Source organism: Janthinobacterium sp. GMG2 (genome assembly GCF_033949445.1).
In the GTDB taxonomy this organism is placed as follows: domain Bacteria; phylum Pseudomonadota; class Gammaproteobacteria; order Burkholderiales; family Burkholderiaceae_D; genus Janthinobacterium; species Janthinobacterium aestuarii.
On record NZ_JAXAWA010000002.1, the window covers coordinates 1,016,035 to 1,040,454 of the forward strand.

Annotated in this window: 18 protein-coding genes; 13 read left to right on the top strand and 5 right to left on the bottom strand. The window is 65.1% G+C overall.

Annotated features, from left to right (window positions below; all coding sequences use genetic code 11):
- Positions 1 to 13: 13 nt before the first annotated feature.
- Positions 14 to 1,240 (bottom strand): zinc metallochaperone GTPase ZigA, encoded by a 1,227-nt coding sequence (zigA, locus tag SKZ59_RS10705; RefSeq protein WP_319991695.1) that lies wholly within the window; start codon positions 1,238 to 1,240, stop codon positions 14 to 16.
- 136 nt (positions 1,241 to 1,376) lie between these two features.
- Between zigA and SKZ59_RS10710 the strand changes: the two genes are divergently transcribed.
- From SKZ59_RS10710 to SKZ59_RS10740, 7 genes are all read left to right on the top strand, one after another.
- Positions 1,377 to 2,039 (top strand): ABC transporter ATP-binding protein, encoded by a 663-nt coding sequence (locus SKZ59_RS10710; protein WP_319991696.1) that lies wholly within the window; start codon positions 1,377 to 1,379, stop codon positions 2,037 to 2,039.
- Positions 2,036 to 3,214, top strand: a complete 1,179-nt coding sequence (locus SKZ59_RS10715) for an FtsX-like permease family protein (RefSeq protein WP_319991697.1) — start codon at positions 2,036 to 2,038, stop codon at positions 3,212 to 3,214. The genes SKZ59_RS10710 and SKZ59_RS10715 overlap by 4 nt, the downstream gene beginning before the upstream one ends.
- A 10-nt stretch (positions 3,215 to 3,224) precedes the next feature.
- Positions 3,225 to 3,692 (top strand): DUF3299 domain-containing protein, encoded by a 468-nt coding sequence (locus SKZ59_RS10720; protein WP_319991698.1) that lies wholly within the window; start codon positions 3,225 to 3,227, stop codon positions 3,690 to 3,692.
- A complete protein-coding gene (locus tag SKZ59_RS10725) occupies positions 3,689 to 4,138 on the top strand; it encodes a TlpA disulfide reductase family protein (protein WP_319991699.1) in 450 nt (149 codons plus the stop codon). The genes SKZ59_RS10720 and SKZ59_RS10725 overlap by 4 nt, the downstream gene beginning before the upstream one ends.
- Positions 4,139 to 4,227: 89 nt before the next feature.
- Positions 4,228 to 6,324: a bifunctional 2',3'-cyclic-nucleotide 2'-phosphodiesterase/3'-nucleotidase gene (locus SKZ59_RS10730; protein WP_319991700.1), complete on the top strand. Its 2,097-nt coding sequence runs from the start codon at positions 4,228 to 4,230 to the stop codon at positions 6,322 to 6,324.
- A gap of 55 nt (positions 6,325 to 6,379) precedes the next feature.
- Positions 6,380 to 7,072 carry a tetratricopeptide repeat protein gene (locus SKZ59_RS10735; protein WP_319991701.1) on the top strand — a complete coding sequence of 231 codons (693 nt, stop codon included), beginning with the start codon at positions 6,380 to 6,382 and terminating at the stop codon, positions 7,070 to 7,072.
- Between the two features lie 282 nt (positions 7,073 to 7,354).
- The gene (locus tag SKZ59_RS10740) at positions 7,355 to 8,791 is read left to right on the top strand and encodes a catalase (RefSeq protein ID WP_319991702.1); all 1,437 of its coding nucleotides are present in this window, start codon (positions 7,355 to 7,357) and stop codon (positions 8,789 to 8,791) included.
- An 89-nt stretch (positions 8,792 to 8,880) separates the two neighbouring features.
- On the opposite strand, the gene SKZ59_RS10745 is transcribed toward SKZ59_RS10740, so the two are convergent.
- Entirely contained in the window at positions 8,881 to 9,213 is a 333-nt protein-coding gene (locus SKZ59_RS10745) for a hypothetical protein (protein WP_219329111.1), read from the bottom strand.
- A 167-nt stretch (positions 9,214 to 9,380) separates the two neighbouring features.
- A complete protein-coding gene (locus SKZ59_RS10750) occupies positions 9,381 to 10,562 on the bottom strand; it encodes a hypothetical protein (RefSeq protein WP_319991703.1) in 1,182 nt (393 codons plus the stop codon).
- A gap of 256 nt (positions 10,563 to 10,818) precedes the next feature.
- On the opposite strand from SKZ59_RS10750, the gene SKZ59_RS10755 reads away from it, so the two are divergent.
- Genes SKZ59_RS10755 through SKZ59_RS10765 form a run of 3 tightly spaced genes read left to right on the top strand, consistent with a single transcriptional unit; the run spans position 10,819 to position 15,481 of the window.
- A complete protein-coding gene (locus SKZ59_RS10755) occupies positions 10,819 to 12,774 on the top strand; it encodes a serine protein kinase (protein WP_319991704.1) in 1,956 nt (651 codons plus the stop codon).
- A 2-nt stretch (positions 12,775 to 12,776) separates the two neighbouring features.
- Positions 12,777 to 13,994: a DUF444 family protein gene (locus tag SKZ59_RS10760; protein ID WP_319991705.1), complete on the top strand. Its 1,218-nt coding sequence runs from the start codon at positions 12,777 to 12,779 to the stop codon at positions 13,992 to 13,994.
- Entirely contained in the window at positions 13,991 to 15,481 is a 1,491-nt protein-coding gene (locus SKZ59_RS10765; RefSeq protein ID WP_319991706.1) for a SpoVR family protein, read from the top strand. The genes SKZ59_RS10760 and SKZ59_RS10765 overlap by 4 nt, the downstream gene beginning before the upstream one ends.
- An 83-nt stretch (positions 15,482 to 15,564) precedes the next feature.
- On the opposite strand, the gene SKZ59_RS10770 is transcribed toward SKZ59_RS10765, so the two are convergent.
- Positions 15,565 to 16,812 (bottom strand): SDR family oxidoreductase, encoded by a 1,248-nt coding sequence (locus tag SKZ59_RS10770; protein ID WP_319991707.1) that lies wholly within the window; start codon positions 16,810 to 16,812, stop codon positions 15,565 to 15,567.
- Positions 16,812 to 18,140 (bottom strand): nucleotide sugar dehydrogenase, encoded by a 1,329-nt coding sequence (locus SKZ59_RS10775; protein WP_319991896.1) that lies wholly within the window; start codon positions 18,138 to 18,140, stop codon positions 16,812 to 16,814. The genes SKZ59_RS10770 and SKZ59_RS10775 overlap by 1 nt, the downstream gene beginning before the upstream one ends.
- 181 nt (positions 18,141 to 18,321) lie before the next feature.
- On the opposite strand from SKZ59_RS10775, the gene prsT reads away from it, so the two are divergent.
- From prsT to SKZ59_RS10790, 3 genes are read left to right on the top strand one after another with little or no spacing between them, the layout of a single operon-like run.
- Positions 18,322 to 21,165, top strand: a complete 2,844-nt coding sequence (gene prsT, locus SKZ59_RS10780) for an XrtA/PEP-CTERM system TPR-repeat protein PrsT (RefSeq protein WP_319991708.1) — start codon at positions 18,322 to 18,324, stop codon at positions 21,163 to 21,165.
- Positions 21,166 to 21,168: 3 nt separating this feature from the next.
- The gene (locus tag SKZ59_RS10785; protein ID WP_319991709.1) at positions 21,169 to 23,646 is read left to right on the top strand and encodes a hypothetical protein; all 2,478 of its coding nucleotides are present in this window, start codon (positions 21,169 to 21,171) and stop codon (positions 23,644 to 23,646) included.
- A complete protein-coding gene (locus SKZ59_RS10790; protein WP_319991710.1) occupies positions 23,643 to 24,419 on the top strand; it encodes a serine protease in 777 nt (258 codons plus the stop codon). Before SKZ59_RS10785 ends, SKZ59_RS10790 begins: the two co-directional genes overlap by 4 nt.
- Position 24,420: the final 1 nt, after the last annotated feature.

Below are 24,420 nucleotides of genomic sequence, written 5' to 3' on the forward strand. Positions count from 1 at the left end.
TTCCTGTCGGTGGTTAATCTTCGAGTTCTTCCATGCGCTGCCATTGCGGGAACGGGTCGGGCAGCTTGCGCCAGGCGGCCATGCCCTGGCGCGTTTCCGTGTAGTTGAGTTGACATTTCTTCAAGTCCGCCTCGATCGCGGCCTGGTCCATGTCCTGGCCGATGAAGACGAGTTCCTGGTAGCGGTCGCCATATGTCTCGTTCCAGCCCGCTTTAACTTCCGCCAGCGAGGCCGCATCCGTTGGCCAGCGCTCCTTCGGCACGGACGCCCACCACAGGCCCACGGGTTCGATATTCATCAGCTTGCCCGCGCCGGACAGGCTGGCTACCCATTCGGGGCGGCTGGCCAGCCAGAAATATCCCTTGCTGCGCACCACGCCCTTGATCGGCTGGGCAATGTAGTCATGCAGGCGCTGCGCGTGGAACGGCTCTTTCGCGCGATACACAAAACTGCTGATGCCATAGGTGTCCGTTTCCGGCGTGTGGATGCCGGCCAATTCCTGCGCCCAGCCCGGCATGCTGGCCGCCTGCTCCAGGTTGAACAGATTCGTACCCAGGATGGCGTCGAGCGGCACGACGGACTGGTTGGTTTCGATGATGCGCGCGCCGGGATTCAAAGCCTTGATGACGGCCAGCACGCGCAGGCGCTCGGCCGCATTGACCATGTCGACCTTGTTGAGGACGATGACATTGGCAAATTCGATCTGTTCCGTCAGCAAGTTGGCCAGCTGGCGGTCGTCGCCCTCGCCCGCCGTCTCGCCCCGCTGCTCCAGGCTGTCTTCGCTGTGGAAATCGTTGAGCAGGTTGGCGCAGTCGACCACGGTGACCATGCAGTCGATCTGCGCCACGTCGTTCAGGCTGTCGCCGTGCTCGTCCTCGAAGTCGAAGGTGGCGGCGACGGGCATCGGCTCGCCCACGCCCGTCGATTCGATCAGCAAATAATCGAAGCGGTCTTCCGCGGCCAGGCGCCGCACTTCCAGCAACAGATCGTCGCGCAGGGTGCAGCAGATGCAGCCGTTCGACATTTCCACGAGTTTTTCTTCCGTGCGCGACAGGGCCGCGCCGGCCGCTGCGGCGCCATCCCTGACAAGCGAGGCGTCGATATTGACGTCGCTCATGTCATTGACGATGACAGCCACGCGCTTGCCTTCGCGGTTGCGCAGTATGTGGTTGAGCAAGGTGGTCTTGCCGGCGCCGAGAAAGCCGGACAGGACGGTGACGGGGAGTTTGCGCTGGGCCATGGGTATCTTTCGGATGAGCAATTAAAGAGGCAATGGACCTTGGATTTTAAATGCAAGTCTATTGCGTTTGAATTATAATGCAGCTCAGTTGCATTTGTGCGCCAATCTTTGCCGGCCTGACTTCCGAAAGAATTCCATGCTCCACCTCGCCTCTTTGACCTATGGCTATGACCATGCCAGCCCCGTGCTCGATATCGACGCCTTCCACTTGCCCGTCGGGCAGCACGCACTGCTGCTGGGGCCGTCCGGCTCCGGCAAATCGACTTTGTTGCATTTGCTGGCGGGCATCCTGGCGCCCCAGGCGGGCCGCCTCGACGTGGCGGGCAAGTCCCTGCCCGGCCTCACGCCGCGCCAGCGCGACAGCTGGCGCGGCCGCACCATCGGCTTGCTGCCCCAGCAACTGGCGCTGGTGCCCAGCTTGAACGTGCTCGACAATGTCTTGCTGCCCGCCTACGCCAGCGGGCAGCGGCCCGATCCGGCCCGCGCGGCCAGCTTGCTGGGCCAGTTGGGCCTGGCCAACAAGCTCGATACCTACCCATATGCTTTGAGCGGCGGCGAACGCCAGCGGACCGCCATCGCGCGCGCCATTGTCATGCGCCCGCGGCTGATCCTGGCCGACGAGCCGACGGCCAACCTCGACGACGCCGCCTGCACCGCCGTCGTGCACCTGCTGGCCAGCCAGGCTGAGCAAGTTGGCGCCTCGCTGGTGATTGCCAGCCACGACGCCAGGGTGCTGGCCGCCATGCCCGATGCGCTCGTGCTGCGCCTGCCCCGCTCCAGCTCCAGAGTGGCGGCATGAACGCGGCCACCCTCGCCTGGCGCGCCCTGCGCCACAAGCCGCTGGCGTCCAGCCTGAATCTGCTGCTGGTGGCCATCGGCATCGCCATGATGACGTTCATCCTTGGCGTATCCAGCCAGCTGGAAGAACACGCCGAACGCGACGCGCAAGGCATCGACCTCGTGGTGGGCGCCAAGGGCTCGCCCTTGCAACTGATCCTGTCGTCCGTGTATCACGCCGATATTCCCACCGGTAACATCCCCGACAGCGCGCTGGCTGCGCTGGCCGCGCAGCCGCTGGTGCAATCGGCGATCCCGCTCGCGCTGGGCGACAATTTCCACGGTGTGCGCATCGTCGGCAGCACCACGGCGCTGCTCGACCATTACGGCGCGCAGCTGGCGCAAGGAAAGTTGTTCGCGCAACCGATGCAAGCCGTGTTCGGCGCCCAGGCGGCCCGTGAAACAGGCGCCACCCTCGGCGCCCGCTTTGCCGGCTCGCACGGCCTGGCTTCCGGCGGCGAAGTGCACGAGCACGCGCCCTACACGGTAACGGGCATTTTGGCGCCCACGGGCACCGTGCTCGACCGATTGATCGTCACGCCCGTCGCTTCCGTGTGGCGGGTGCACGAAACGGACCCGGATGAACCAGCGGCAACTGCGCCCCAGCGCGAATTGACGGCCGTGCTGGTGCAATACGCATCGCCCCTGGCCGCCATCAGCCTGCCGCGCTGGGTCAATAGCCAGCCGCGCTTGCAGGCGGCCCAGCCCGCTTTCGAGGCGGCACGGCTATTCAATTTGCTGGGCGTGGGCATCGCCGTGCTGCGGGCGATTGCCGCCGGCGTGCTGCTGGTGGCGGCCCTGTCGCTGTTCGTGGCGCTGTATGGCGCGCTGGAAGAGCGCAAGACGGACCTGGCCATCCTGCGCACCCTGGGCGCCTCGCCCGGCAAACTGCTGCGTTTGCTGCTGGCGCAAGGCTTGCTGCTGTCATTGACGGGCGCGGCGCTAGGCTGGCTGCTGGGCCATGCCGGTGTTGGCTTGCTGGAATCGATGCAGCAACTGAATCTGCAAGCGTGGCGCATCGCGCCCGGTGAAGCTTGGCTGCCGGTCATTGCCGTGGCGGTGGGACTGCTGGCCGCCGCCATTCCCGCTGCACGCGCCTACCGCACCGATATCGCCGCCACCCTGGCGCGCTCCTGAAAGGAAAAAAATGTTGAACATCATGATATTGAGCGCTGGACTGCTGCTGGCCGGCTCTGCCTTCGCCGCCCCCGCCGACGAACCACCGTCGTTTTTCGCTCCCTTGACGGACTTGCCCGGCGTCGTGTCGTGGAAACTGCTGGGCAAGGCCACCACGATCAAGGCGAAAAAAGGCCGCATGGTACCGAAATACACGCCGGAAATCAGCGCGCTCGACAATACGGACGTGAAAGTGCAAGGCTTCATGATGCCCTTGGAACCAGGCCAAAAGCAGAAACACTTCCTGCTGACCGTCACCTCGGCCAGTTGCCCCTTTTGCCTGCCGGCCGGTCCGGAAGGCGTGGTGGAGATCAAAAGCCGCACGCCCGTGAAATTCAGCTATGCGCCGTTCATCGTGCAAGGCAAGCTGAAAGTGCTGGCCAGCGATCCCATGGGCCTGTATTACCGCATGACGGACGCGGCCGTGGTGCCGCAATGACGCGCTGGCCGGCGCTATTGCTGTTGCTGGCCGGCCATGCGGCTGCCGCGCCGCTATCCTTCGACTTGGCCCGGCTCGATGGCGATGGCCGGCTGAAACTCAGCCAGTTCGAGAACCAGCCAGTGGTGCTGAACTTCTGGGCCAGCAACTGCCTGCCCTGCATCCGGGAGTTGCCGATATTGCATGCCCACGCCGCCAAGCAGCCGAAACTTCCCTTCATCGGCATCGCCATCGACACGCGGGCGGCCGCGCAAGCGTTCCTGCGACAGCACCGGGCCAGCTATCCCCAAGCCCTGGCCTCACCCGCCTTGCTGCCCATTTTTGGCAATAAAATCAAGGGCTTGCCGTACACAGTGATCCTGACTTCTCAACATCGGATCTGCACGCGGCGCCTGGGGCCCGTCGATGCGGCTTGGCTGGCCAAGGCCGTGGCCGGCTGCACGTAAGCCTGTATCCATGCGCCTTGCACGACTGTCATCGCCGCGTCACATGGCGGCGTTACAGTCGCGTCCTTTGAATCTCTGCGAGGGCGGTAATGAAAACAAATAGGGTCATGCTGGCGGCGCTGGCAAGTGCGGGTCTCGTTGCTTGCAACGGCAGTTCAAACACGGCGCCGGCCATTCCCGAAGGCACGACGGTCACCGTGGCATTGCTGGAAACCACCGATATCCACTCGAACGTCTTGAGCTATAACTATTATGCGCTGGCCGAAGACACGAGCCTGGGCCTGGAACGCACGTCGACCCTGATCCAGGCGGCGCGCGCGGAAAATCCGAACAATGTGCTGCTCGACGATGGCGACGTCATTCAGGGCACCTTGCTGGCCGACCTGCAGGCCGTTGCCGCGCCCGTGCCGTGCAGCGGCACCCTGGCCGTGCATAAAGCCATGAACGCGCTGAAATACGATGCGGGCGGCATGGGCAACCATGAGTTCAACTACGGCTTGCCTTACCTGAGCCAGATCACCAACACGGATTTCGGCATTCCCGGCGTGGCCAAGCCGACAGGCACGTGTGGCGCGCCCGCCTTCCCTTCCGTGCTGAGCAATGTCGTCGGCGTGTCCAGCGGCAAGCCCATCTTCCAGCCCTACACTTTGCTGCCCCGCGATTTCGCCGCCACGGCGCCCGATGGCAGCAAGCTGACCGTCAAAATCAATGTGGGCGTGCTGAGCTTTGTACCGCCGCAAATCCTCGAATGGGATCAGAAAGTGCTCGCTGGCAAGGTCAGCGTGACGGGCGTGCAGGAAGCGGCGAAACAGTACGTGCCGGAATTGCGCAGCAAGGGCGCCGACCTCGTCGTGGCCCTGTCGCATGGCGGCCTGGACACGAGCGCCTACAGCCCGAAGATGGAAAACGGCAGCTATCATTTGACCACCACGGGCATCGACGCGCTGATGATCGGCCATTCGCACCTGATCTTCCCGAAAGGTAAAGAGACGGGCGCGGCCGCGCTGGACGCCTCGTTTGCCGCCTTCCCCGCCAGCGCGAAGATCGACGCCGTCAACGGCTTTGTGAACGGCGTGCCAACCGTCATGGCGCAAAGCTGGGGCCGCCGCCTGGGCATCATCAAGCTGACGATGGTGTATCAAAGCGGCAAGTGGGTAGTGCAGCCGGCCAAGACGACGGTGGAATCGCGCGGCTTCAAGTACACGGATGGCACGACTCTCGTGAAAGCCGATCCGGCCATCGCGCCTCTCGTTGCCACCGAGCACGCGGCCACCATCGCCTACGCCAAGCAGCCGCTGGGCATCAGCACGGATTTCGAGATGTCGGCCTATTTTGCGCTGGTGGGCGACGTGAGCGCCATCCAGCTGGTGAACCAGGCGCAGCTCGACTATGTGAAGAACTTCATCGCCACCAGCACGGACGCCACCTTGGCCAGCTACAAGAATATCCCCGTGATTTCGTGCAGCGCGCCGTTCAAGGCGGGCCGCAACGGGCCGTCCGACTTCACGGACGTGGCCGCGGGCGCGACGCCGGCCGCACCGGTCGGCTTGCAAGTGCGCAATCCGGGCGACTTGTATTTGTACAGCAATAACAACCTGCAAGCCGTCAAGATCAAGGGCTCGGACTTGAAGGCGTGGCTGGAAACGTCGGCCAAGCAATTTGCCCAGATCGACCCCGCCAGCAACGCCGAGCAGGATCTGGTGCCGTCGTATGGCACGATCTATAACTATGACGTGTTCTACGCGGAAAACAATGCGCTGACGTACCAGATCGACGTGACGAAAAAGCCGGGCAGCCGCATCGTCAACCTCACGTACAAGGGCGCGCCCGTGGCCGACGGCGATGACTTCATCGTTGCCACCAACGACTACCGCGCCGGTGGCGGCGGCGCCGTGCCCGGCATCGACGGCAGCAAAACCATCATCAAGTCGCCCGATGCGAACCAGGCCGTGGTCAGCAACTACCTGGCGTCGCTGAGCACCAAGGGCGGCAAGGTGACCCTGGCGGCCAATGGCAGTGCGCGCAGCTGGAGCTTCGTCAAGACGGCCACGGCCGGTCCCGTGATCCTGCGCTCGGCGCCGGGCCATCTGGCGCTGGCGCAAGGCAGCGGCATCACCAACGTGGCGGCCGAAGGCGGACTCGACGCCAGCGGTTTCGCCAAGTACCGCATCGACCTGAGCAAATAAGGTCCATGGCCGGAACCGCGGCGGTTCCGGCCTGTCTTGATGAAAGCTGATCCAGATGAAACATCCACTCTCCCTGCCCGCCGTCGTGCTGGCAACGTTCTTGACCGCCTGCCAGTCGTCGCCACCGCCCACGGCGGCCGAGATCGAAGCCGTCGCCATGCATGCGCGCCAGGCAGGCGACCACCAGGCCGAACGCCGTGTACGCAGCTGGGCCAGCAAGGACATGCCCGTCGCCGAACGCGAACTGGCGCTGATTTACCAGGCCCGGCCCGAGCGCCGCGCCGAAGCCTTGAGCCTGTTCGAACAGGCGGCCCGCGCGGGCGACACGGAAGCGGCCTTCGAGCTGGGCCAGATGCTGCGCGCGGCCACGCCCGGCCAAGCCTGGCTGTGGTACCGGCAAGCGGCGCAACAAGGCCATGCGAAGGCGGCCCTGATGCTGGGCCTGCTGGCGGCGAATGGCGAAGGCGTGCCCAAAGATCAAAGCGAGGCGGCGCGCTGGCTGGCCAGATCCAGCGAACTGGGCAATCCACACGCCATGTTTTTGCTGTACAACGCCTACCGCGAAGGCCGCGGCGTGCCGCGCGACCCGGCCAAGGGCCATGCGCTGCTGGAAGAAGCGGCCCACCACGAATACCCGCCCGCCATCCAGGAACTGGCCATGACGGTGCAAGCCGACGACGCCCTGCGCGCCGGCCACCTGATGAAGGAAGCGACGGAGCACCGGCATAACAACTGGAACAAGTTTTAAAAACTGGGCAAAAGGCCAGTGGCGTGATCAAAGCCTGCCTTTATATACTTGCAACTTGCAAGCGTGCGGGAGCGGCAGCTACTCAGCGCTTATGATGCAAGGACGCCGCCTGAGCTTGCTCGGGCGGCGCGGCAAGCCATCCCGCATAAAAAAGTTTACACTGGTTTGCATTTTAGAAATTTTACTCTGGACCAGCCCCGGTGAGTGTTCATTCAACCCAGCCAGTGTTTGAGTAGCGCCGGTGCGTCCATTGCTCTGCCTAGCCATGAAAGAAAGAGTCCAATGAAAAAGCTGACCACCGCCTTTGGCGCGCCTGTTCCCGACAACCAGAACATCCAGACGGCCGGCCCGCGCGGCCCCGCCCTGCTGCAAGATGTGTGGTTCCTGGAAAAGCTGGCCCACTTCGACCGCGAAGTCATCCCCGAGCGCCGCATGCATGCCAAGGGTTCCGGCGCGTACGGCACGTTTACCGTCACGCACGACATCACGCGCTACACGCGGGCGAAAATCTTCGGCGAAGTGGGCAAGAAAACGCCGATGTTCGCGCGCTTTTCCACGGTGGCCGGCGAACGGGGCGCGGCGGACGCGGAACGCGATATCCGCGGCTTTGCCCTGAAGTTCTACACGGAAGAAGGCAACTGGGACCTGGTCGGCAACAACACGCCCGTCTTCTTCATGCGCGACCCATTGAAATTTCCCGATCTGAATCACGCCATCAAGCGCGACCCGCGCACCGGCTTGCGCAGTGCCAACAGCAACTGGGATTTCTGGACCTCGCTGCCTGAAGCTCTGCACCAGGTCACGGTGGTGATGAGCGACCGTGGCTTGCCGCGCAGCTTCCGCCACATGCATGGCTTCGGCAGCCACACTTTCAGCTTCCTGAATGCGCAAAACGAGCGTTTCTGGGTCAAGTTCACCTTGAAAACCCAGCAAGGGATTCAAAACCTGACGGACGCCGAAGCCGAAGAACTGGTCGGCAAGGACCGCGAAAGCTCGCACCGCGACCTGTACGAAAGCATCGAAAACAAGGATTTCCCCCGCTGGACCCTGTACGTGCAGATCATGCCGGAAAAAGAGGCAGGCACGTATCACCTCAACCCGTTCGACCTGTCGAAAGTGTGGCCGCATGGCGACTATCCGCTGATCGAAGTAGGCGTGCTGGAACTGAACCGCAATGCCGACAACCACTTTGCCGAAGTGGAACAGGCTGCCTTCAACCCGGCCAACGTGGTACCCGGCATCAGCTTTTCGCCGGACAAGATGCTGCAAGGCCGGCTGTTCTCGTATGGCGACGCGCAGCGCTACCGCCTTGGCGTCAATCACAGCCATATCCCTGTCAACGCGCCGAAATGCCCGTTCCACAGCTACCACCGCGACGGCCAGATGCGCGTCGACGGCAACATGGGCGGCACCCTGGGCTATGAACCGAACAGCGAGCAGGAATGGGCCGAGCAGCCCGATTTCCGCGAGCCGCCATTGAGCATCGAAGGCGCGGCCGACCATTGGAACCACCGCGTTGACGAGGATTACTATTCGCAGCCGCGCGCCCTGTTCCGCCTGATGACCGCGGCGCAGCAGCAAGCCTTGTTCGACAACACGGCGCGCGCCATCTCGGGCTCGTCGGAGCAAGTCAAGCAACGCCACATCGGCAACTGCACCCTGTGCGACCCCGCCTATGGCGCGGGCGTGGCCGAAGCGATCGGCCGCCTGAGCAAATAAGGCAGGCTGCAAGACTGCATGGAAGGCCTGGCAACAGGTCTTCTATCGCAACGCTCCGCCGCGGCAAGGTGCCCAGGCCCGCTTGCTGCCTACCAGCGCTGGATATCGATCTGGCCCGTGATGCTCGTTTCCACCGGATAACCCTCGACCTGAGACGGCACGCTCCGCTTGACGGACGAGTCGCGCAGATACACGACGAGCGCTTCCTTGCCCACGGCCGTCTGTCCCACGCTGACACCTTCCACGCCGTCGATGGCCATCAGCGCCCGCTCGTTGCGCCGCTTCGCCGCTTCCAGCCGGCCCTGGGGCGCGGCAGGAGCATATTGCCCCATGCCCTGTCCAGGCGTCTCATCCGGCAAATACGGCATGGCGGCGTCCTCGAAAACGCCATACGGCGATTGTGCGAATTTACTGTTTGACATGACCCACCCTCCTGATGCCTTCCATGATACACCCGGCCATCGTGCGCCGCAGCGCCGTTCGCCGGGCACATGGCTGCTGCCCCTCATACCATCATCATCATGCAAAAAACAGCGTTATACAAGGACGAGGCGGCGCGACACCGGCGCCGCGCCGTCTCCTCGAGGGTTCAAGTATACAAATTGATGTCGAGCGCCACCACCACCCGCCGCATCTGGTTGGCAAAGGTGATGTTATTGCCGCCGGCAAACAGCAAGCCCACGGGATTGCGCTGCTGGTTCCAGGTCCAGATGGAGGAACCGGAATCGCCGCCCGCGCTGAACGCCCCGCTCACGCCCGTGATGGCGATCTGGTCCTGGAACAGCGCGATCCTGCCGCCGCCGTAATTGACGTTGATGGTGGCGCCCAGGCCCGTGATGCGGCCTTGCGTCAATTGCGTCGTGCGGCCGGACTTGCCGACCATCATGCCCAGCGCGGGCGCCACCAGCGCATTGCTGATGCGGAAGTACGCGGGCACGCCGCCGCTCAGGTAGACCAGTTCGGGACGCACCCTGTCTGGCCAGGTCCAGCCGGTGGCGCAATCGACGAAATTGACGCCGCCGCTGAAATTGATGGGCACGAAGCGCTCGAGCACGGCGACCTGGTCTTGCGGACAGCGGCCGCCGTCGATGGGGCCAGGCTGCACGATGCAGTCGTTGAAGACGCCGCCATTGGAATTGGCCAGCACGTGATTGTTGCTAAGGATCATCAAGCGGCTGTTGCGCGGCGCGCTGCGCCCCACGGCCAGGCAGCCGATGGTGCCGGCCGTGATGCGGAAATGCCCGACCGACACGCCGCCCGGCGCGGGGCGCAAGCGGAAACGGTGCGGCTGCGCATCGATCACGCCCGTGACGACGATGTTGACGGGCACCCTGTCGCTGGACACGGCGCGCACGCCCATGGCGCCCACGATGGCGGCCTTGGCGCGGTCGACGGAAGTGGGCTCGGCCACGTACAGGGTCAGGGCCGGCAAGCCCGGCTCGCCGGACGAGCTGTCGCTGGCGCCTTCGCCCAGGCCGATGGACACGCCCTGGATATTGCCGCCGTCGCTGAAGGCATCGGCCGCGCGCACGCCGGCCGCCTGGGAGATGGACTGGCGCATGCCGTCTTCGATGCTGCGCTTGATTTCCAACAATTCCATGCTGACACCGCTCAAGGCGTCGGGCATGTCCGAGACGGACGCGCTCTCGATCGTATTGTCGTCTTCGCCGGGGGCGGCAAATTGGCCGACGGCCTCTTCATCGTCCGCGCTTTGTCCCCTGCCGCTACCGCCAGGCGGGGCGCTGAAACCATTCTCGTTGCCAATCATCATGCTCTCCTCGTAGGTCGTTCCGAAACACCAGTGTGGGCTGGCCGCGCGGGCCGGTATTGATCTGGGTTGAACCGCGCCGACACATGGCCGCCCTGTCCCAGCGGGGGCAGCAAGGATAAAAATAGTTCCCTCGTCAAGGTTGAGCCAGATCAGGCGTGCGGGCAGAGGCAGCGCCGTATACTTGGCTGGCAGGCTGGAATTGGGTCTGCTCCACGGCAGCAACGGTATGGATGGGGGAACAATGACGAGCCCTGGTATGACACGCCAATCCGACGACGCGCCTGCGGACCAGCATGCCGGTTTTATGCACGGCATGGCGGCCTGGGCGGAAAAACACCGCATCAGTCCATGGCGCGGCAGTTTTGCCGACTTCATCGAGCAGATCCTGCCCGGCCGCGCGGCTCTGCTGACGCGCAGCGCGCACCAGTACCTGTGGGACATGATGCGCTGGAACGGCCAGACGGACGATGCCGGACGTTTCCGCTGCCGCCTGTTCGACGACGAGCTGTTCGGCATCGATGAGGCGATCGACCGCGTCGCCGCCTACTTCAAGGCGGCCGCCGCCGGTTCCGAAGTGGGCCGGCGCATGCTGCTGTTGCTGGGTCCGCCGTCGGGCGGCAAGTCGACCATGGTGATCCTGCTCAAGCGGGGGCTGGAAGAATACAGCCACAGCAGTGAAGGCGCGCTGTACGGCATCGCCGGCTGTCCCGTGCACGAATCGCCGCTGCACCTGGTGCCGCACAGCATGCGCGCCGACTTTCGCGCCAGCTATGATGCCGAGCTGCACGGCGAACTTTGTCCCCATTGCCGCGCCCGCCTGGAAGAACAGTACGCGGGCGACTTCCTGCGCATGCCCGTCGAGCGCATCCACCTGTCCGAGGCGGGCCGCTGCGGCATCGGCACGTATGCGCCGCACGATCCCACCACGGCCGACCTGGCCGACCTCGTCGGTTCCGTCGACCTGTCGAAAGTGGCGCAGTACGGTGACGAAGGCGATCCGCGCGCCTGGTCGTGGTCCGGCGCCGTGTATGCGGCCAGCCGCGGCATGCTGGAAATGATCGAGATCCTCAAGGTCAAGCGGGAATTCCTCTACCTGCTGCTGACCCTGACGCAGGAAAAGAATGTCAAGGTGTCGCGCTTTCCCCTGATTTACCTCGACGAAACCATCCTCGCGCACACGAATCTGGCCGAATTTCGCAAATTCCTGCAAGAAAGCGAAAACGAGGCCTTGCTCGACCGCATGGTCATCGTGCAAGTGCCGTACACGCTCAATTACCGCGAAGAAGCGCGCATTTACCGCAAGCTGATCCAGGCGGCCGCGCCCGCCTTCCGCGACGTGCACCTCGATCCGCACGTGCTGCATGCGGCGGCCGTGTTTGCCATCCTCAGCCGCTTGCCCGAGGGTGACGACAAGGAAGTCGAACTGGTCAAGAAACTGCGCATATACGCCGACGAAGACGTCGACGACCTGCAGCATGCCGACATCCGCCGCGTGCGCGAACGCGACAAGGCGCCCGACGAGGGCCTGTCGGGCGTATCGCCCCGTTTCGTCATCAATGCCCTGTCGCACGCCATCATTTCCGCCCAGCGCAACAGCCTGTCCACCATGGACGTGCTGCTGGCCCTGAAAGATGGCATCGAAAGCGATGCGCGCATCGAGCCGCGGCGCAAGCGCAAGTGGGTCGATTACCTGGTGCTTACGCGCAAGGATTTCTATAACCGCTGGGTCAAGGCCGACGTGCACAAGGCCCTGTTCGTGTCGTTCGAGCAGGAAGCGCAAGACTTGCTGAACAAATATCTCGATGAAGTCGAAGCCATGCTCGACAATCGCCAGATCCGCGATCCCATCACCAGCGAAGAACGCCGTCCCGACGAGCGCTTCCTGCGCGCCGTGGAAGAGAAAATCCACATCAGCGACTCGGGCAAGCAATCTTTCCGCCAAGAAGTGGTACGCAAGGCCATGAGCGCCTTCAAGCGGGGCGAGGCGTTTGGCCTGGGCAGCCATGCGCAATTGCACGACGCCATCCAGCAATATCTGTTCGAGCAGCGGCGCGACGTGCTGCGCCTCGTGGGCTCGGCCAAGCGGCCCGATGACGACGTGCGGGCCAGGATATCCGCCGTCGAACAGCGCCTGGTCGACGAATATGGCTATGACGCCCACAGCGCGCGCGAAGCGCTCAACTACGTGACCACCTTGCTGGCGCAGGAATAGCCATGTCCGCCACGACCTCGCCAGGCAGCGCCAAGCATGATAGTCCAGTGGGATCGTCCACGCCGGCACTGGCCCGCCCCTGGTACGGGCTGTTCTCGCGTGGCGCGCGCGACTGGCTGCGCCACAACCAGAAAGTGCGCGACGCCGTGCAGGCGCATTTGCCCGAATTGATCGCCACGCCTGACCTGATCGGCGGGCCGCAGCAGCGCACGGTGCAAGTACCCATGCACCTGCTCGAACATGCGCGTTTCCGCCTGGCACCCGCGCGCAACAGCGTAGGCGCGGGCCAGGGTGACGGCCAGCCTGGCGATATCCTGCGCGCGGCCCGTCCCGCCACCACGGACGGGGGCGGAACGCAAGGCGAAGGCGGCGATGGCGAGGGAGCCGTGCGCCTGCTGCTCGAGTTTCCCATCGACGACATACTCGACTGGCTGTGGGACGCTTTCGAATTGCCGCATATGAAACCGCGCCACCTGGGTGCCATCGACGACGTACGGCTCGTGCGTAGCGGCCTGGACCGACATGGCGCCCGTTCGCGGCTGGACCGGCGGCGCACCGTCAAGGAAGCGATCAAACGGCGCGCCCTGCAAGCGCAACCCGTGCCTTTCACCAATGACGACTTGCGCTACCGCCAGGTACTGCAACAGCCACGGCCCAGCACGAATGCCGTCGTGTTTTTCGTGCTGGACGTATCGGCCAGCATGGCGCAGGCCGAGCGCAAGCTGGCCAAATCCTTCTTTTTCTTTGCCTTGCAGGGCTTGCGCCGCAGATATGCGCGCGTGGAAGCGCGCTTTATCGCGCATACGACGCGGGCCTGGGAATTTTCCGAAGCCGAGTTTTTCCAGGTCAATGGCATGGGCGGCACCATGGCGTCCACCGCCTTTCGCCTGAGCCGCGAATTGCTGCAGGAACACTACGCACCGGGACGCTACAACGCCTACCTGTTCTATGCCTCCGATGGCGAGAACTTCAGCGAAGACCGGGGGGCGACCAGCCTGGCCTTGGGCGAACTGGCAGCATTGCTCAACTATATGGGCTATGTGGAAACCGTGCCCGGCGTGCCGCGCAGCCTGGAAACGGAAATGCACAGCTTGTTTGCCGAGCAGGAACGGCGCGGCTTGCCCTTGCACAGCAGCATCCTCAGCAGGAATGACGATATCTGGGCGGCCATCCGCACCTTTTTCCAGCACGAGGCGGCCGATACGGAGGACACGGCATGACGCCTGACACAGCCAACCTGGACGGCTACGCGGCGCGCATCGAAGCGCTGGCGCGGGAAATGGGGTTGGAGTTTGCGCCCGTCGAGTTCGAACTGGTGCCGGACAGCTTCATGGCAGAGATCGCCATCTATGGCTTGCCCGTGCGCATGCGCCACTGGTCATTCGGCGTGCGCTACATCCACCAGCTCGTGCATCAAAAGATGGGCAACTCGCATATGTTCGAAGTCATGTTCCCCGGCGACCCTTGCCATGCCTACATGGCCGAGCACAATTCCGTGGCGGAAAACACCCTCGTCACGGCCCACGTGCTGGGCCACGCCGACTTTGCCAGCCGCAATGCCCTGTTTCTGCGTTTCGGCGCCATGGCAGGCCAGCACATCCTGGAACAAAGCGCGGCGCGGGCGCAGCGTCTCGAAATGGCGTTGCAACGCCATGGACAGGAGCAGGTGGAAGCCGTGCTCGACGCGGCACTGGCGCTGGAGCAGCACGTGGACATCCATGCCGAGCTGCACCGCCCGCCCTATGGCGCGCTATCCGGGCCAGCCGGTGTCGCTGGCACGCAAGACAGGGCTGGCGCAGACGATCGTTTTGCGGATCCTTTTGCGCGGCGTTACCAGCGCTTGCCCGGTGAAGCGGCAGCGCTGGCGGCGCACGAGGCGGCGCGGGCACGGCTGGCACAGCGCCCCCTCGTGCCGCCGCAGCCCGAATACGATTTGCTGTGGTTCATTGCGCAATATGGGCCGGAACTGGCCGACTGGGAACGCGACATTTTCCTGGCCGTGCGCGAAGAGTCGTTTTACTTTTATCCCGTGTATGCCTGCCAGATCATGAACGAAGGCTGGGCTTCGTACTGGCATGCGCGGCTGCTGCGCGAAGCCGACTTCCTGCCGCCGGCCCTGTACCTGTCCGCCATCAAGTCGCACTCGGACGTGGTGCGCCCTTACGCGGGCGAGCACCAGCAGGCGCTGGCCGTCAACCCGTATCACCTGGGTTTTTGCATGTGGGAACACATCATCGAGCGCCAAGGACTGGCGCGGGCGCGCCAGATTTGCCGCGACGACGACGACTGCAGTTTCATTCGCAACTATCTGGATGGGGAACTGGCTGACCGCCTGGGCCTGTTCGTGCATGAAAGCCACCGCGATGGCGAAACACGAATGGCCAGCCGCGACTTGCTCGCCATCCGCGAAGCCATCCTGGCGCCCAAATACAACTATGGCGCGCCGTGCATCGCCGCCACCCTGCTCAACGACGACGGCAGCCTGGTACTGCGCCACGATCACCAGCGCGACGGGCGCGGCCTCGACCTGGAGCGGGCGGAACAGGTGCTGGCCTACATCGCCCGCGTCTGGCGCCGTCCCGTCACCCTGCATACGTCCGATTTCCGCGGTACACCCCGGGTTCTGCGCAGCAAGATCGATGGCGTACCGGAACCGCCCGCGTCGCCTGCGTCAACCATGCCGGCAGCGCCGCCTGTGCAACGCTGAACACTGAACGCTGAACGGCAGCGATCGGGCGGATACCGGAGTGTACCTGGCCAACTGTGCCTCGCGCTTGGCAAGCCGGGCCCTCAAGCCCGTTCAGCCTGCTCCACATACCAGGCGATGGTCTGCCGCAAGCCTTGCGCCAGGTTGTGCGTGGGGACATAGCCGAGCAGGCGTGCCGCCTTGGCGATGTCCGCCTGCGAATGGCGCACGTCGCCGGCGCGAAATTCGCCATAGTGCGGCGCCAGCGGCACGTGCTGCGGGCGGGCCGCAAGCAGCATTTGCTGCATGGCGGCGTGCAGCTGCGTCAGGCTGGTGCGGGCGTTGACGGCCACGTTGTAGACCTGGTTGACGGCTGCCGGGTCGGTGCCGGTGGCGGCAAGGATATTGGCTTGCACGGCATTGTGCACGAAGCAGAAGTCGCGGCTGGTGGCGCCGTCGCCATGGATGTGCACGGCCTGGTTCTCCAGCATGGCGGCGATCCAGCGGGGAATGACGGCCGCATAGGCGCCCAGCGGATCCTGGCGCGGACCGAAGACATTGAAATAGCGCAGCCCTACCGTCTGCATGGCGTAGCAGCGCGCATACACCTGCGCATACAGTTCGTTGACATATTTGCTCAAGGCATACGGCGACAGGGGCGCGCCGATGTGCTGCTCCACTTTCGGCAGGGCTGGATGGTCGCCATACGTGGCGCTCGAGGCCGCGTACACGAAGCGCCGCACGCCCGCATCGCGCGCGGCGGCCAGCATGTTCAGGAAGCCGCTGACATTGACGGCGTGGCACAGCAGCGGGTCTTCCAGCGAACGCGAGACGGAACCGAGCGCCGCCTGGTGCAGCACAAAATCGACGGCGGCGACGGGGCCGCCCGCACCGGCACGGCCGCGCTCGCCCAATCTGCCGTTGATGCCGCTGCCGCTGCCACCATAGGCCGCATCTGTCTCGCCGCCTGCCTCGCCATCGCCGGCGCTGGCGGCCTGGCTGGCGGCCTGCACCGACACGCCGCACGCGCGCGCGCATGCCTGCGGGTCGCGGATATCGCCTTCGATGAAGGTGAAGCGCTGCCACGCCTGCTCGCCCACGCTGGCGCGCACCTGTTCCAGGTTGTGGCGGTGGCCCGTCATGAAATTGTCGAGGCCGCGCACTTCCTGTCCCAGCTTTAGCAGGGTTTCCAGCAGGTGCGAACCGATGAAGCCGGCCACGCCCGTCACCAGCCAGCGCCGAGGTTCCTTGCTCAGTTGTTCGCAGGCTTGCGCATAGGCGCCGGCAGCAGGATCGCCAGCGGAGGCGCTTCGCGCCGCGTTTGCGGCCCGATCGAAGGTGTCGGCCGCCATCACAGCCGCCACACGTGCAGGCCGCCGTCTTCCAGCGGCCGGGGGTCGAAATGCGATTTGATGTCGATGAAGCAACCATTTTCCAGCACCTTGGTCTGGAAGTCGGCCAGCGGACGGGCCAGCAAGGCCTGGTGCGAGACGGCGCTGATGATGGCCTCGGCCTGCGGCAGCTGTTCCCAGCTTTCCAGCAATAAACCGTATTCTTCCAGCGCTTCGCGGCCATCGGCGACGGGGTCGTGCACGTGCACCTGCACGCCGTACGATTGCAGTTCGTGGATCATGTCGACCACTTTCGAGTTGCGCAGGTCCGGGCAATTTTCCTTGAAGGTCAGGCCCAGCACGTTCACGTGCGAACCTTTCAATTTGAAGCCGGCACGCACCATTTCCTTGATGGTTTTTTCCGCCACGAACTTGGCCATGCCGTCGTTGATGCGGCGCCCGGCCAGGATTACGTGAGGGTGGTAGCCCAGCATTTCCGCCTTGTGCGTCAAATAGTATGGGTCGACGCCGATGCAGTGCCCGCCCACCAGGCCGGGCCGGAACGGCAGGAAATTCCATTTCGTGCCCGCCGCCTGCAGCACTTCCAGGGTGTCGATGCCGATGCGGTCGAAGATGATGGCCAGTTCGTTCATCAGCGCGATGTTCAGGTCGCGCTGCGTGTTTTCGATCACCTTGGCCGCCTCGGCCACCTTGATGCTCGACGCCCGGTGCACGCCCGCCTCTACCACGCCTTCGTACAGGGCGGCCACCTGGTCCAGGGTGGCGTCGTCGTCGCCCGAGACCACCTTGCGGATGCTGTGCAGGGTATGGTCCTTGTCGCCGGGGTTGATACGCTCGGGTGAAAAGCCCACATGAAAGTCTTCCTTCCAGCGCAGGCCCGAATGCTGTTCGAGGATAGGGATGCAGATTTCCTCGGTGGCGCCCGGATACACGGTGGACTCGTAGATGACGATGGCGCCGCGCCGCATGTGCCGGCCGACGGCCGCGCTGGCGCCGGCCAGGGCCGAGAAATCGGGATTGTGCGCGCTGTCGACCGGCGTGGGCACGGCCACGACGATGAAATCGGCCAGTTCCAGCTCGGCCGGATCGCAGCCGACACTCAGCCATTGCGCCGCGCGCAGCTGTTCCGTGCTGACTTCACCGGTCGGATCGACATGGCTGCGGTAGCTTTCCACCTTGCGTGCCGACAAGTCAAATCCGATCGTGCGCTGGCGCATGCCAAACGCCACGGCCAGCTGCAAGCCCACGTAACCGAGCCCCACCACCGCCACCACGCCGCCCTTGCCAATCGCCTTGCTATTCGCGTTGCTATCCACCTTGCTGTCCATATGCATGTGCTCCGAATGGTTGCGGCACGAGCATCGCCGTCCGGGAAATTCTACGGTTGCCAATCGGGCCATTCTTGAGCGGGAACAAGAAACACGGACCGGCGGCCAGCATGCACGCGGACAATCAGCGGCTTGTTGAGCGCAATCAAGGAGTCCGGCGGCCATCTTTTTAAGCTAGGCCATGCTCATCGCCCATCGCGAATCGGCTAATCGTCCACGCACGCCGCAACCGGAGATTTCCATGGCCTTTACCCTGCCCCGCCCTTTCCCTGGCCTGCCGGCCGCCGCGCTGTGCTGTACTTTGCTGCTGCCCCTGCTGACGGCTTGCCACGGCACGCAGAGCAGTGCATCCTTGCTGGCCGACGCGCAGCAGTACCGGCAGAAAGGCGAGGCACGGGCCGCCATCATCCAGTTGAAGAACCTGCTGCAAAAGGAGCCGGACAATGCGGCCGCCCGCTTGCTGCTGGGCAGCATCTATATCGACACGGGCGAAGCGCTGTCTGCCGAGAAGGAATTGCGCAAAGCAAAGTCGCTGGGCCTCGCATCGCAGCAAGTGATGCCCCTGCTGGGCAAGGCCTGGCTGATGCTGGGCCAGTTCGACAAGGTACTGGCCGAGATTGCCGATGATGCGGCGCAGCCGGCCAGCGTGCTGGCCCTGCGCGGCGATGCCTTGCTGGCCCTGGGCCGCCAGGACGAGGCGCACGCCCTGTACTCGCGCCTGCTCGAAGCCCATCCCGACCAGGTCGAGGCATTGCTGGGCCTGGCGCGCCTGTCGGCGCTCGACCACCAGGTGCCGGCGGCCGAGCTGCTGCTGGCGCAAGCCTTGAAAAGCGCGCCCGCCAACCTCGACGCCTTGCGCCTGCAGGGCGACCTGCTGCGCCTGCAAGGCAAGAACGGCCCGGCGCGGCTCGCCTACATGCAGATCCTCAATATCAAACCGGACAATACCCAGGCGCACATCGACCTGGCCAACCTCGATATCGTGGAAAACCGCTACGCGGAAGCGTCGGCCCAGCTGGCCACGGCGCGCAAGACGGCGCCCAACAGCCTCGGTTTGCTGCAAGCCCAGGCGCTGCTCGATTTTCGCCAGGGCAAGAACAAGGCGGCCTTGCAAGCCTTGCAGCTGGTACTCAAGGCGGCACCCGACCACATGCCGTCCATCCTGCTGGCCGGCGCCGTGCAGCTGGCGCTCGGCTCGCCGCCGCAGGCGGAAAACTATTTGCGGCGCTTCCTGGCCGTGTATCCCAGGCATTTGTATGCCGTCAAGATGATGGCGTCGATCGAATTGATGCGTGGCAAGACCGACGCCGCCATCGATTTGCTGCAACCGATGCTGGCCGCCTTCCCGGAAGACGTGGAATTGCTGTCGCTGGCCGGAGAAGCCCACTTGCGCGCGCGCCGCTACGACAAGGCGACCGCGTATTTCGAACAGGCCAGTACCCTTGCGCCGGACACGGCCAAGCTGCATGCGGCGCTGGGCATCAGCCGCCTGGGCATGGGAGAGAACAGCCGCGCCATCAATGAACTGGAACGCGCCAGCATGCTCGACAAGAGCACGCCACAAGCGGGCACCATGCTGGTGATGACCTTGCTGCGCAACAAGCAGAACGACAAGGCGCTGGCCAGCGTCAAGATGATGGAGGAGCAGCAGAAAGACACGAATCCCCTGCTGCTGAACCTGAAAGGCGGCGTCTACCTGGCCTTGCGCGACTTACCGGCCGCGCGCGCCAGTTTCGAGCAAGCGCTGAGCATGGACCCCGTCTACCTGCCCGCCTTGAACAACCTGGCGCAGATCGACCTGGCCGAGAAAAAGCCGGAGCAGGCAAAACAGCGTTTCGAAAAGGCGCTGACGAAGGCGCCGAAAAATGCCGACCTGTGCGCGGCGCTGGCCAAGCTGGCCGCGTCGCAGGGCAAGACGGAAGAGGCGCGGCGCTGGCTCGAGCGGGGCCACCGCGACAATCCCGATGCCGTCGCGCCAGCCCTGCTCCTGAGTAACTTCTACCTGAAGACGGGCGCGCCCGACAAGGCGCTGGAACTGGCGCGCACCTTGCAAACGGGCCATCCGGGCGACGCCGATGCGCTGGCCTTGCGCGCCCAGGTGGAATACAGCGCCGGCCTGGCGCCGGCAGCGCTCGACAGCTACAACAAGCTGGCCAGCATACAGACCACGTCCGCGCCCTTGCAGATGCGCATCGCCAGCCTGCACCTGGCCTTGGGCGACCACCAGAATGCGCTGCAAGCCGTCAAGCGTGCGCAAGTGCTTGATCCGACCCTGCTCGAAGCGCGCGTGGTCGAAGTGGCCATGCTGCTGAACCTGAACCGCCAGCGCGAGGCGCTGGCCGTGGCGCGGCAAGTGCAGGAAGAGCAGCCGAAGCTGGCGGCCGGCTACAAGCTCGAGGGCGACGTGCTGATGGAGCAAAAGCTGCCGCAGCAAGCCGTCAAGCTGTACCAGCACGCGTTCGGCATCAGCCCCATCGGCCCGTTGCAGGTGCAGCTGTACCGCGCCTTGCAGGCTTCCGGGCAAGAGCGCGAAGCCGATGCGCGCATGGCCACCTGGCTGAAGGAGCATCCGGAAGACTTGCCGACGCGCACCTACCTGGCGGGCACCCGGCTGGCGGCCAAGCAATACCGCGCCGCCATCGAGCACTTCCAGTATGTCGTTGCCAAGGACACGGATAACGTGGTGGCGTTGAACGACCTGGCGTGGGCGTATCAGCAGGAAAAAGATCCGCGCGCGCAGGCCACGGCCGAGCAGGCACTGAAGCTGGCGCCCGGCAACCCCGCCGTGCTCGACACCCTGGGCTGGATCGTGCTGCAGCAAGGCGACGTCAAGCGCGCCACGGCGCTGCTGCGCAAGGCGGCGGAACTGGCGCCGAAGTCGCCCGAAGTGCAATACCACCTGGGCGCGGCCCTGGCGAAATCTGGCGACAAGGGCGGCGCGCGCAAGCAGCTGGAACAACTGCTGGCCGCCAACAAGGACTTTCCGCAGCGGGCCGAGGCGCAGGCCTTGCTGACCCAGCTGTAGGCCATGGCTGTGCACGCTGCCATGGCCCGCCTGGCAGCGCGGCCGCTGGCCCTGCTGGCGGGCGCGGCCTGCATGCTGGCCTTGCGCCACTATCCGCTGGGCCACGGCTGGCCCGGCCTGCTGTTTGCCGCCCTGCTGCCCGCATATTTCCTGCTGCTGTGCTGGCGCCCCGCCTGCTGGCTGTTCTGCGTGCCCGCCCTGCTGCCCGTGCTGGACCTGGCACCGTGGACGGGCTGGTTCTTCCTCGAAGAAATCGACGTGCTGCTGTTGCTGACCGTGGCCTGCGGTTATTGGCGCCTGGGCGGAGCGGCCCAAGCGGCAGCGGCGCGGCTCTCGCCCGCCGCCCGCGCCTGTTTGCTGCTGTGCAGCCTGGCCTGGCTGGCGGCGCTGCTGCGCGGCGTCCTGCCGCTGGCGCCGTTCGACCTGAATGCCTGGGATAACTACCTGAGCCCCTACAACAGCTTGCGGCTGGGCAAGGCCTGGGCCTGGAGCATGCTGCTGTTACCGCTGCTGCTGCGCGACGCGGACCCTGCCGCCTTGCGCCGCTATGCGCTGCCGGGCATGCTGGCCGGGCTGGCCATGGTGTCGCTGTTCGCCCTGTGGGAACGGGCCGTGTTTCCCGGCCTGTCGAACCTCTCCAGCGACTACCGCATCACGGCGCCGTTTTCCGCCATGCACACGGGTGGCGCCGCGCTGGACGGCTACCTGGCCCTGAGCCTGCCGTTTGCCGCACTGTGGCTGGCGCGCGCCAGCAGCCGCTGGCAGGCGGCGCTGGCCATGCTGCTGCTGGCCCTCGCCCTGCACGCGGCGTTCACGACCTTTTCGCGGGGCTTGTACGCGGCCGTGGCCGCGGCCATGCTGCTGGGATTCTGGCAAACCCTGCGGACGGCGCCCGGCGCGGCGCGGCGCGTCCCTTCCCAGTCGCCCATGCGCGGAGTGTTGCTGAGACTGCTGCTGGCCGGCCTGGGCACCGTCCTGCTCGTGTACATGTTCAGCCTGGCCGGCTACCGGGGCTTGCTGGCCGCCGTCGTCCTGCTCGCGGCCAGCTTCGTGCTGGCGGCACGGCCCTTGCCGTGGCGCCTGGCGCCTGCCAGCCTGCTGTGCGCTCTGTGCCTGCAAGGCTTGCTGGCTGCCTGGTGGCCGGAACCGTCCGGCCACCAGGCGGCCGGCTGGCTGAAAGGCCCATATTTCCTGTTCCTGCTGGCGGCCGTGCTGCTGGCGATCGTGCTGCTGCCGGGCCCCCTGTCGTCCGGCGGCGCCGGCGGCAAGGGACCCGCCAGGCTGGGGCTGGCGATGATGGCGTGGACCATGCTGGCATGCAATCTTGCCTGGATAGGCTGGCACTGGGCGGGACCGCAGGCCCTGCTGCCGGCCGGCCTGGTCGTGCTGCTGGCCATGCTGATGCTGTGCAATGGACGCCTGCGCCCGCCGCTGTGGCGGCTGGACCGCGCCAGCCTCAGCATCGCGGGCGCGGCCGGCATCCTGCTGCTGCTGGCGATACCCGTGTCGGCCAGCTATTACGCCACCGAACGTTTCGCTACCACGGCCTTCGACATGCAAGGCCGCTTGCGCCATTGGCGGCAGGCGCTGGCCATGCAGCCGTCCGACTGGGGCGACCGCCTGTTCGGCATGGGTAGCGGCAGCTTTCCCGCCACGTATTACTGGCACAATCCCCAGCGCGAGGTGCCGGCCAGCATCGCGTATGCGGAAGACGGGGAAAACCGGTATGTGCGCCTGGCCAGTCCCGGCTACAGCGCTGGCTATGGCGAATTGCTGCGGCTGCTGCAGCGGCTGCCCGTGCAGCCCGCCACGCACTACACTTTGGCGCTCGACGTGCGGCGCACGGGACCCATGCCCGTGCTGCTGGTGCGCCTGTGCCAGCGGCAATTGCTGTACGCACAGGGCTGCGTGAACGTTCCGCTGCGCCTGCGCCCGCCGCCGCCTGGCAACCCGCCGGAGGGATGGCAGCACTATGAAGTGCCGTTCGACAGCGCCTGGCTGGGCGCGGGCGCCTGGCTGCTGCGTCCGCCCGTGCAGCTGGAACTGGCGGCCAGCGGCACGGCCACCTCGTCCGTGCTCGAAGTCGACAATCTGAGCTTGCGCGCACCGGGCGGCGAGGAACTGATCGCCAACGGGAGCTTTACGCAAGCCAATAATTACTGGTTTTTCAGCAGCGACCACCACCACTTGCCGTGGCATATCAAGAGCATGGCACTGCATTTGCTGATAGAAACGGGCTGGTGCGGCGCCCTGTCCTTGCTGGCCCTGCTGGTTCTGGCCGGCCACCGCCTGCTGCGCCAGACCGCGCGCGGCGATGCAGGCGCGCTGGCCTGCGCCGCCGCCCTGCTGGGTTTTCTCGTCGTCGGCCTGTTCGACAGCCTGCTCGACGTGCCGCGCATCGCCCTGCTCTGCTATCTGATGCTGCTGTGCGCGCTGCTGCAGCCCGTGCCACCTCCTCACGTTGAAAGTGCGCCGCCATGAAAGCCCTGCCGTTTACATGCTTGTCCGCCCTCGTGTTTTGCCTGGCCTTGGCCAGCGCACCGTGCCGCGCCGATGCGCCGCTGGCGCAAACCATCGCGCGCATCAAACCATCGATCGTCGGCGTGGGCAGCCTGCAAAAAACGCGCACGCCACCGATGAATTTCATCGGCACGGGTTTCGTGACCGGTGACGGCTTGAGCGTGCTCACTTGCGCCCATGTGATCCAGAAACTGCTTGACGCCAATCCGAACGAAGTCATCGGCATACTCACGGGCCAGGGCGAAGTAACGCAATTTCGCCCCGCCAAGGTCCAGGCGCTGGACACGGAACACGACCTGGCCTTGCTGCGCCTGGCGGGCGCGCCCCTGCCCGCCCTGGCGCTGGGCGACGCGGCCACGGTGCGCGAAGGCCAGGCCATGGCCTTTACGGGATTTCCGCTGGGCACCTTGCTCGGACTGCGCCACGTGACGCACCGCGCCACCGTGTCATCGCTGACACCGGTGGTCATGCCCAGCGAAAACGCCCAGCGCCTCGACGTGCGGCGCCTGGCGCAGCTGCAAAAGGCGCCGTACACCGTGTTCCAGCTGGACGCGACGGCGTATCCGGGCAGCAGCGGCAGCCCCTTGTTCGATCCCGAGACCGGTCTCGTCTACGGCATCGTCAACATGGTGTACGTCAAGGGCCTCAAAGAGGCCGCCATCAGCGCGCCCAGCGGCATCACGTACGCGATTCCAGGCAGCCACATGCAGGCGATCTTGCTGAAGAATAAATGAA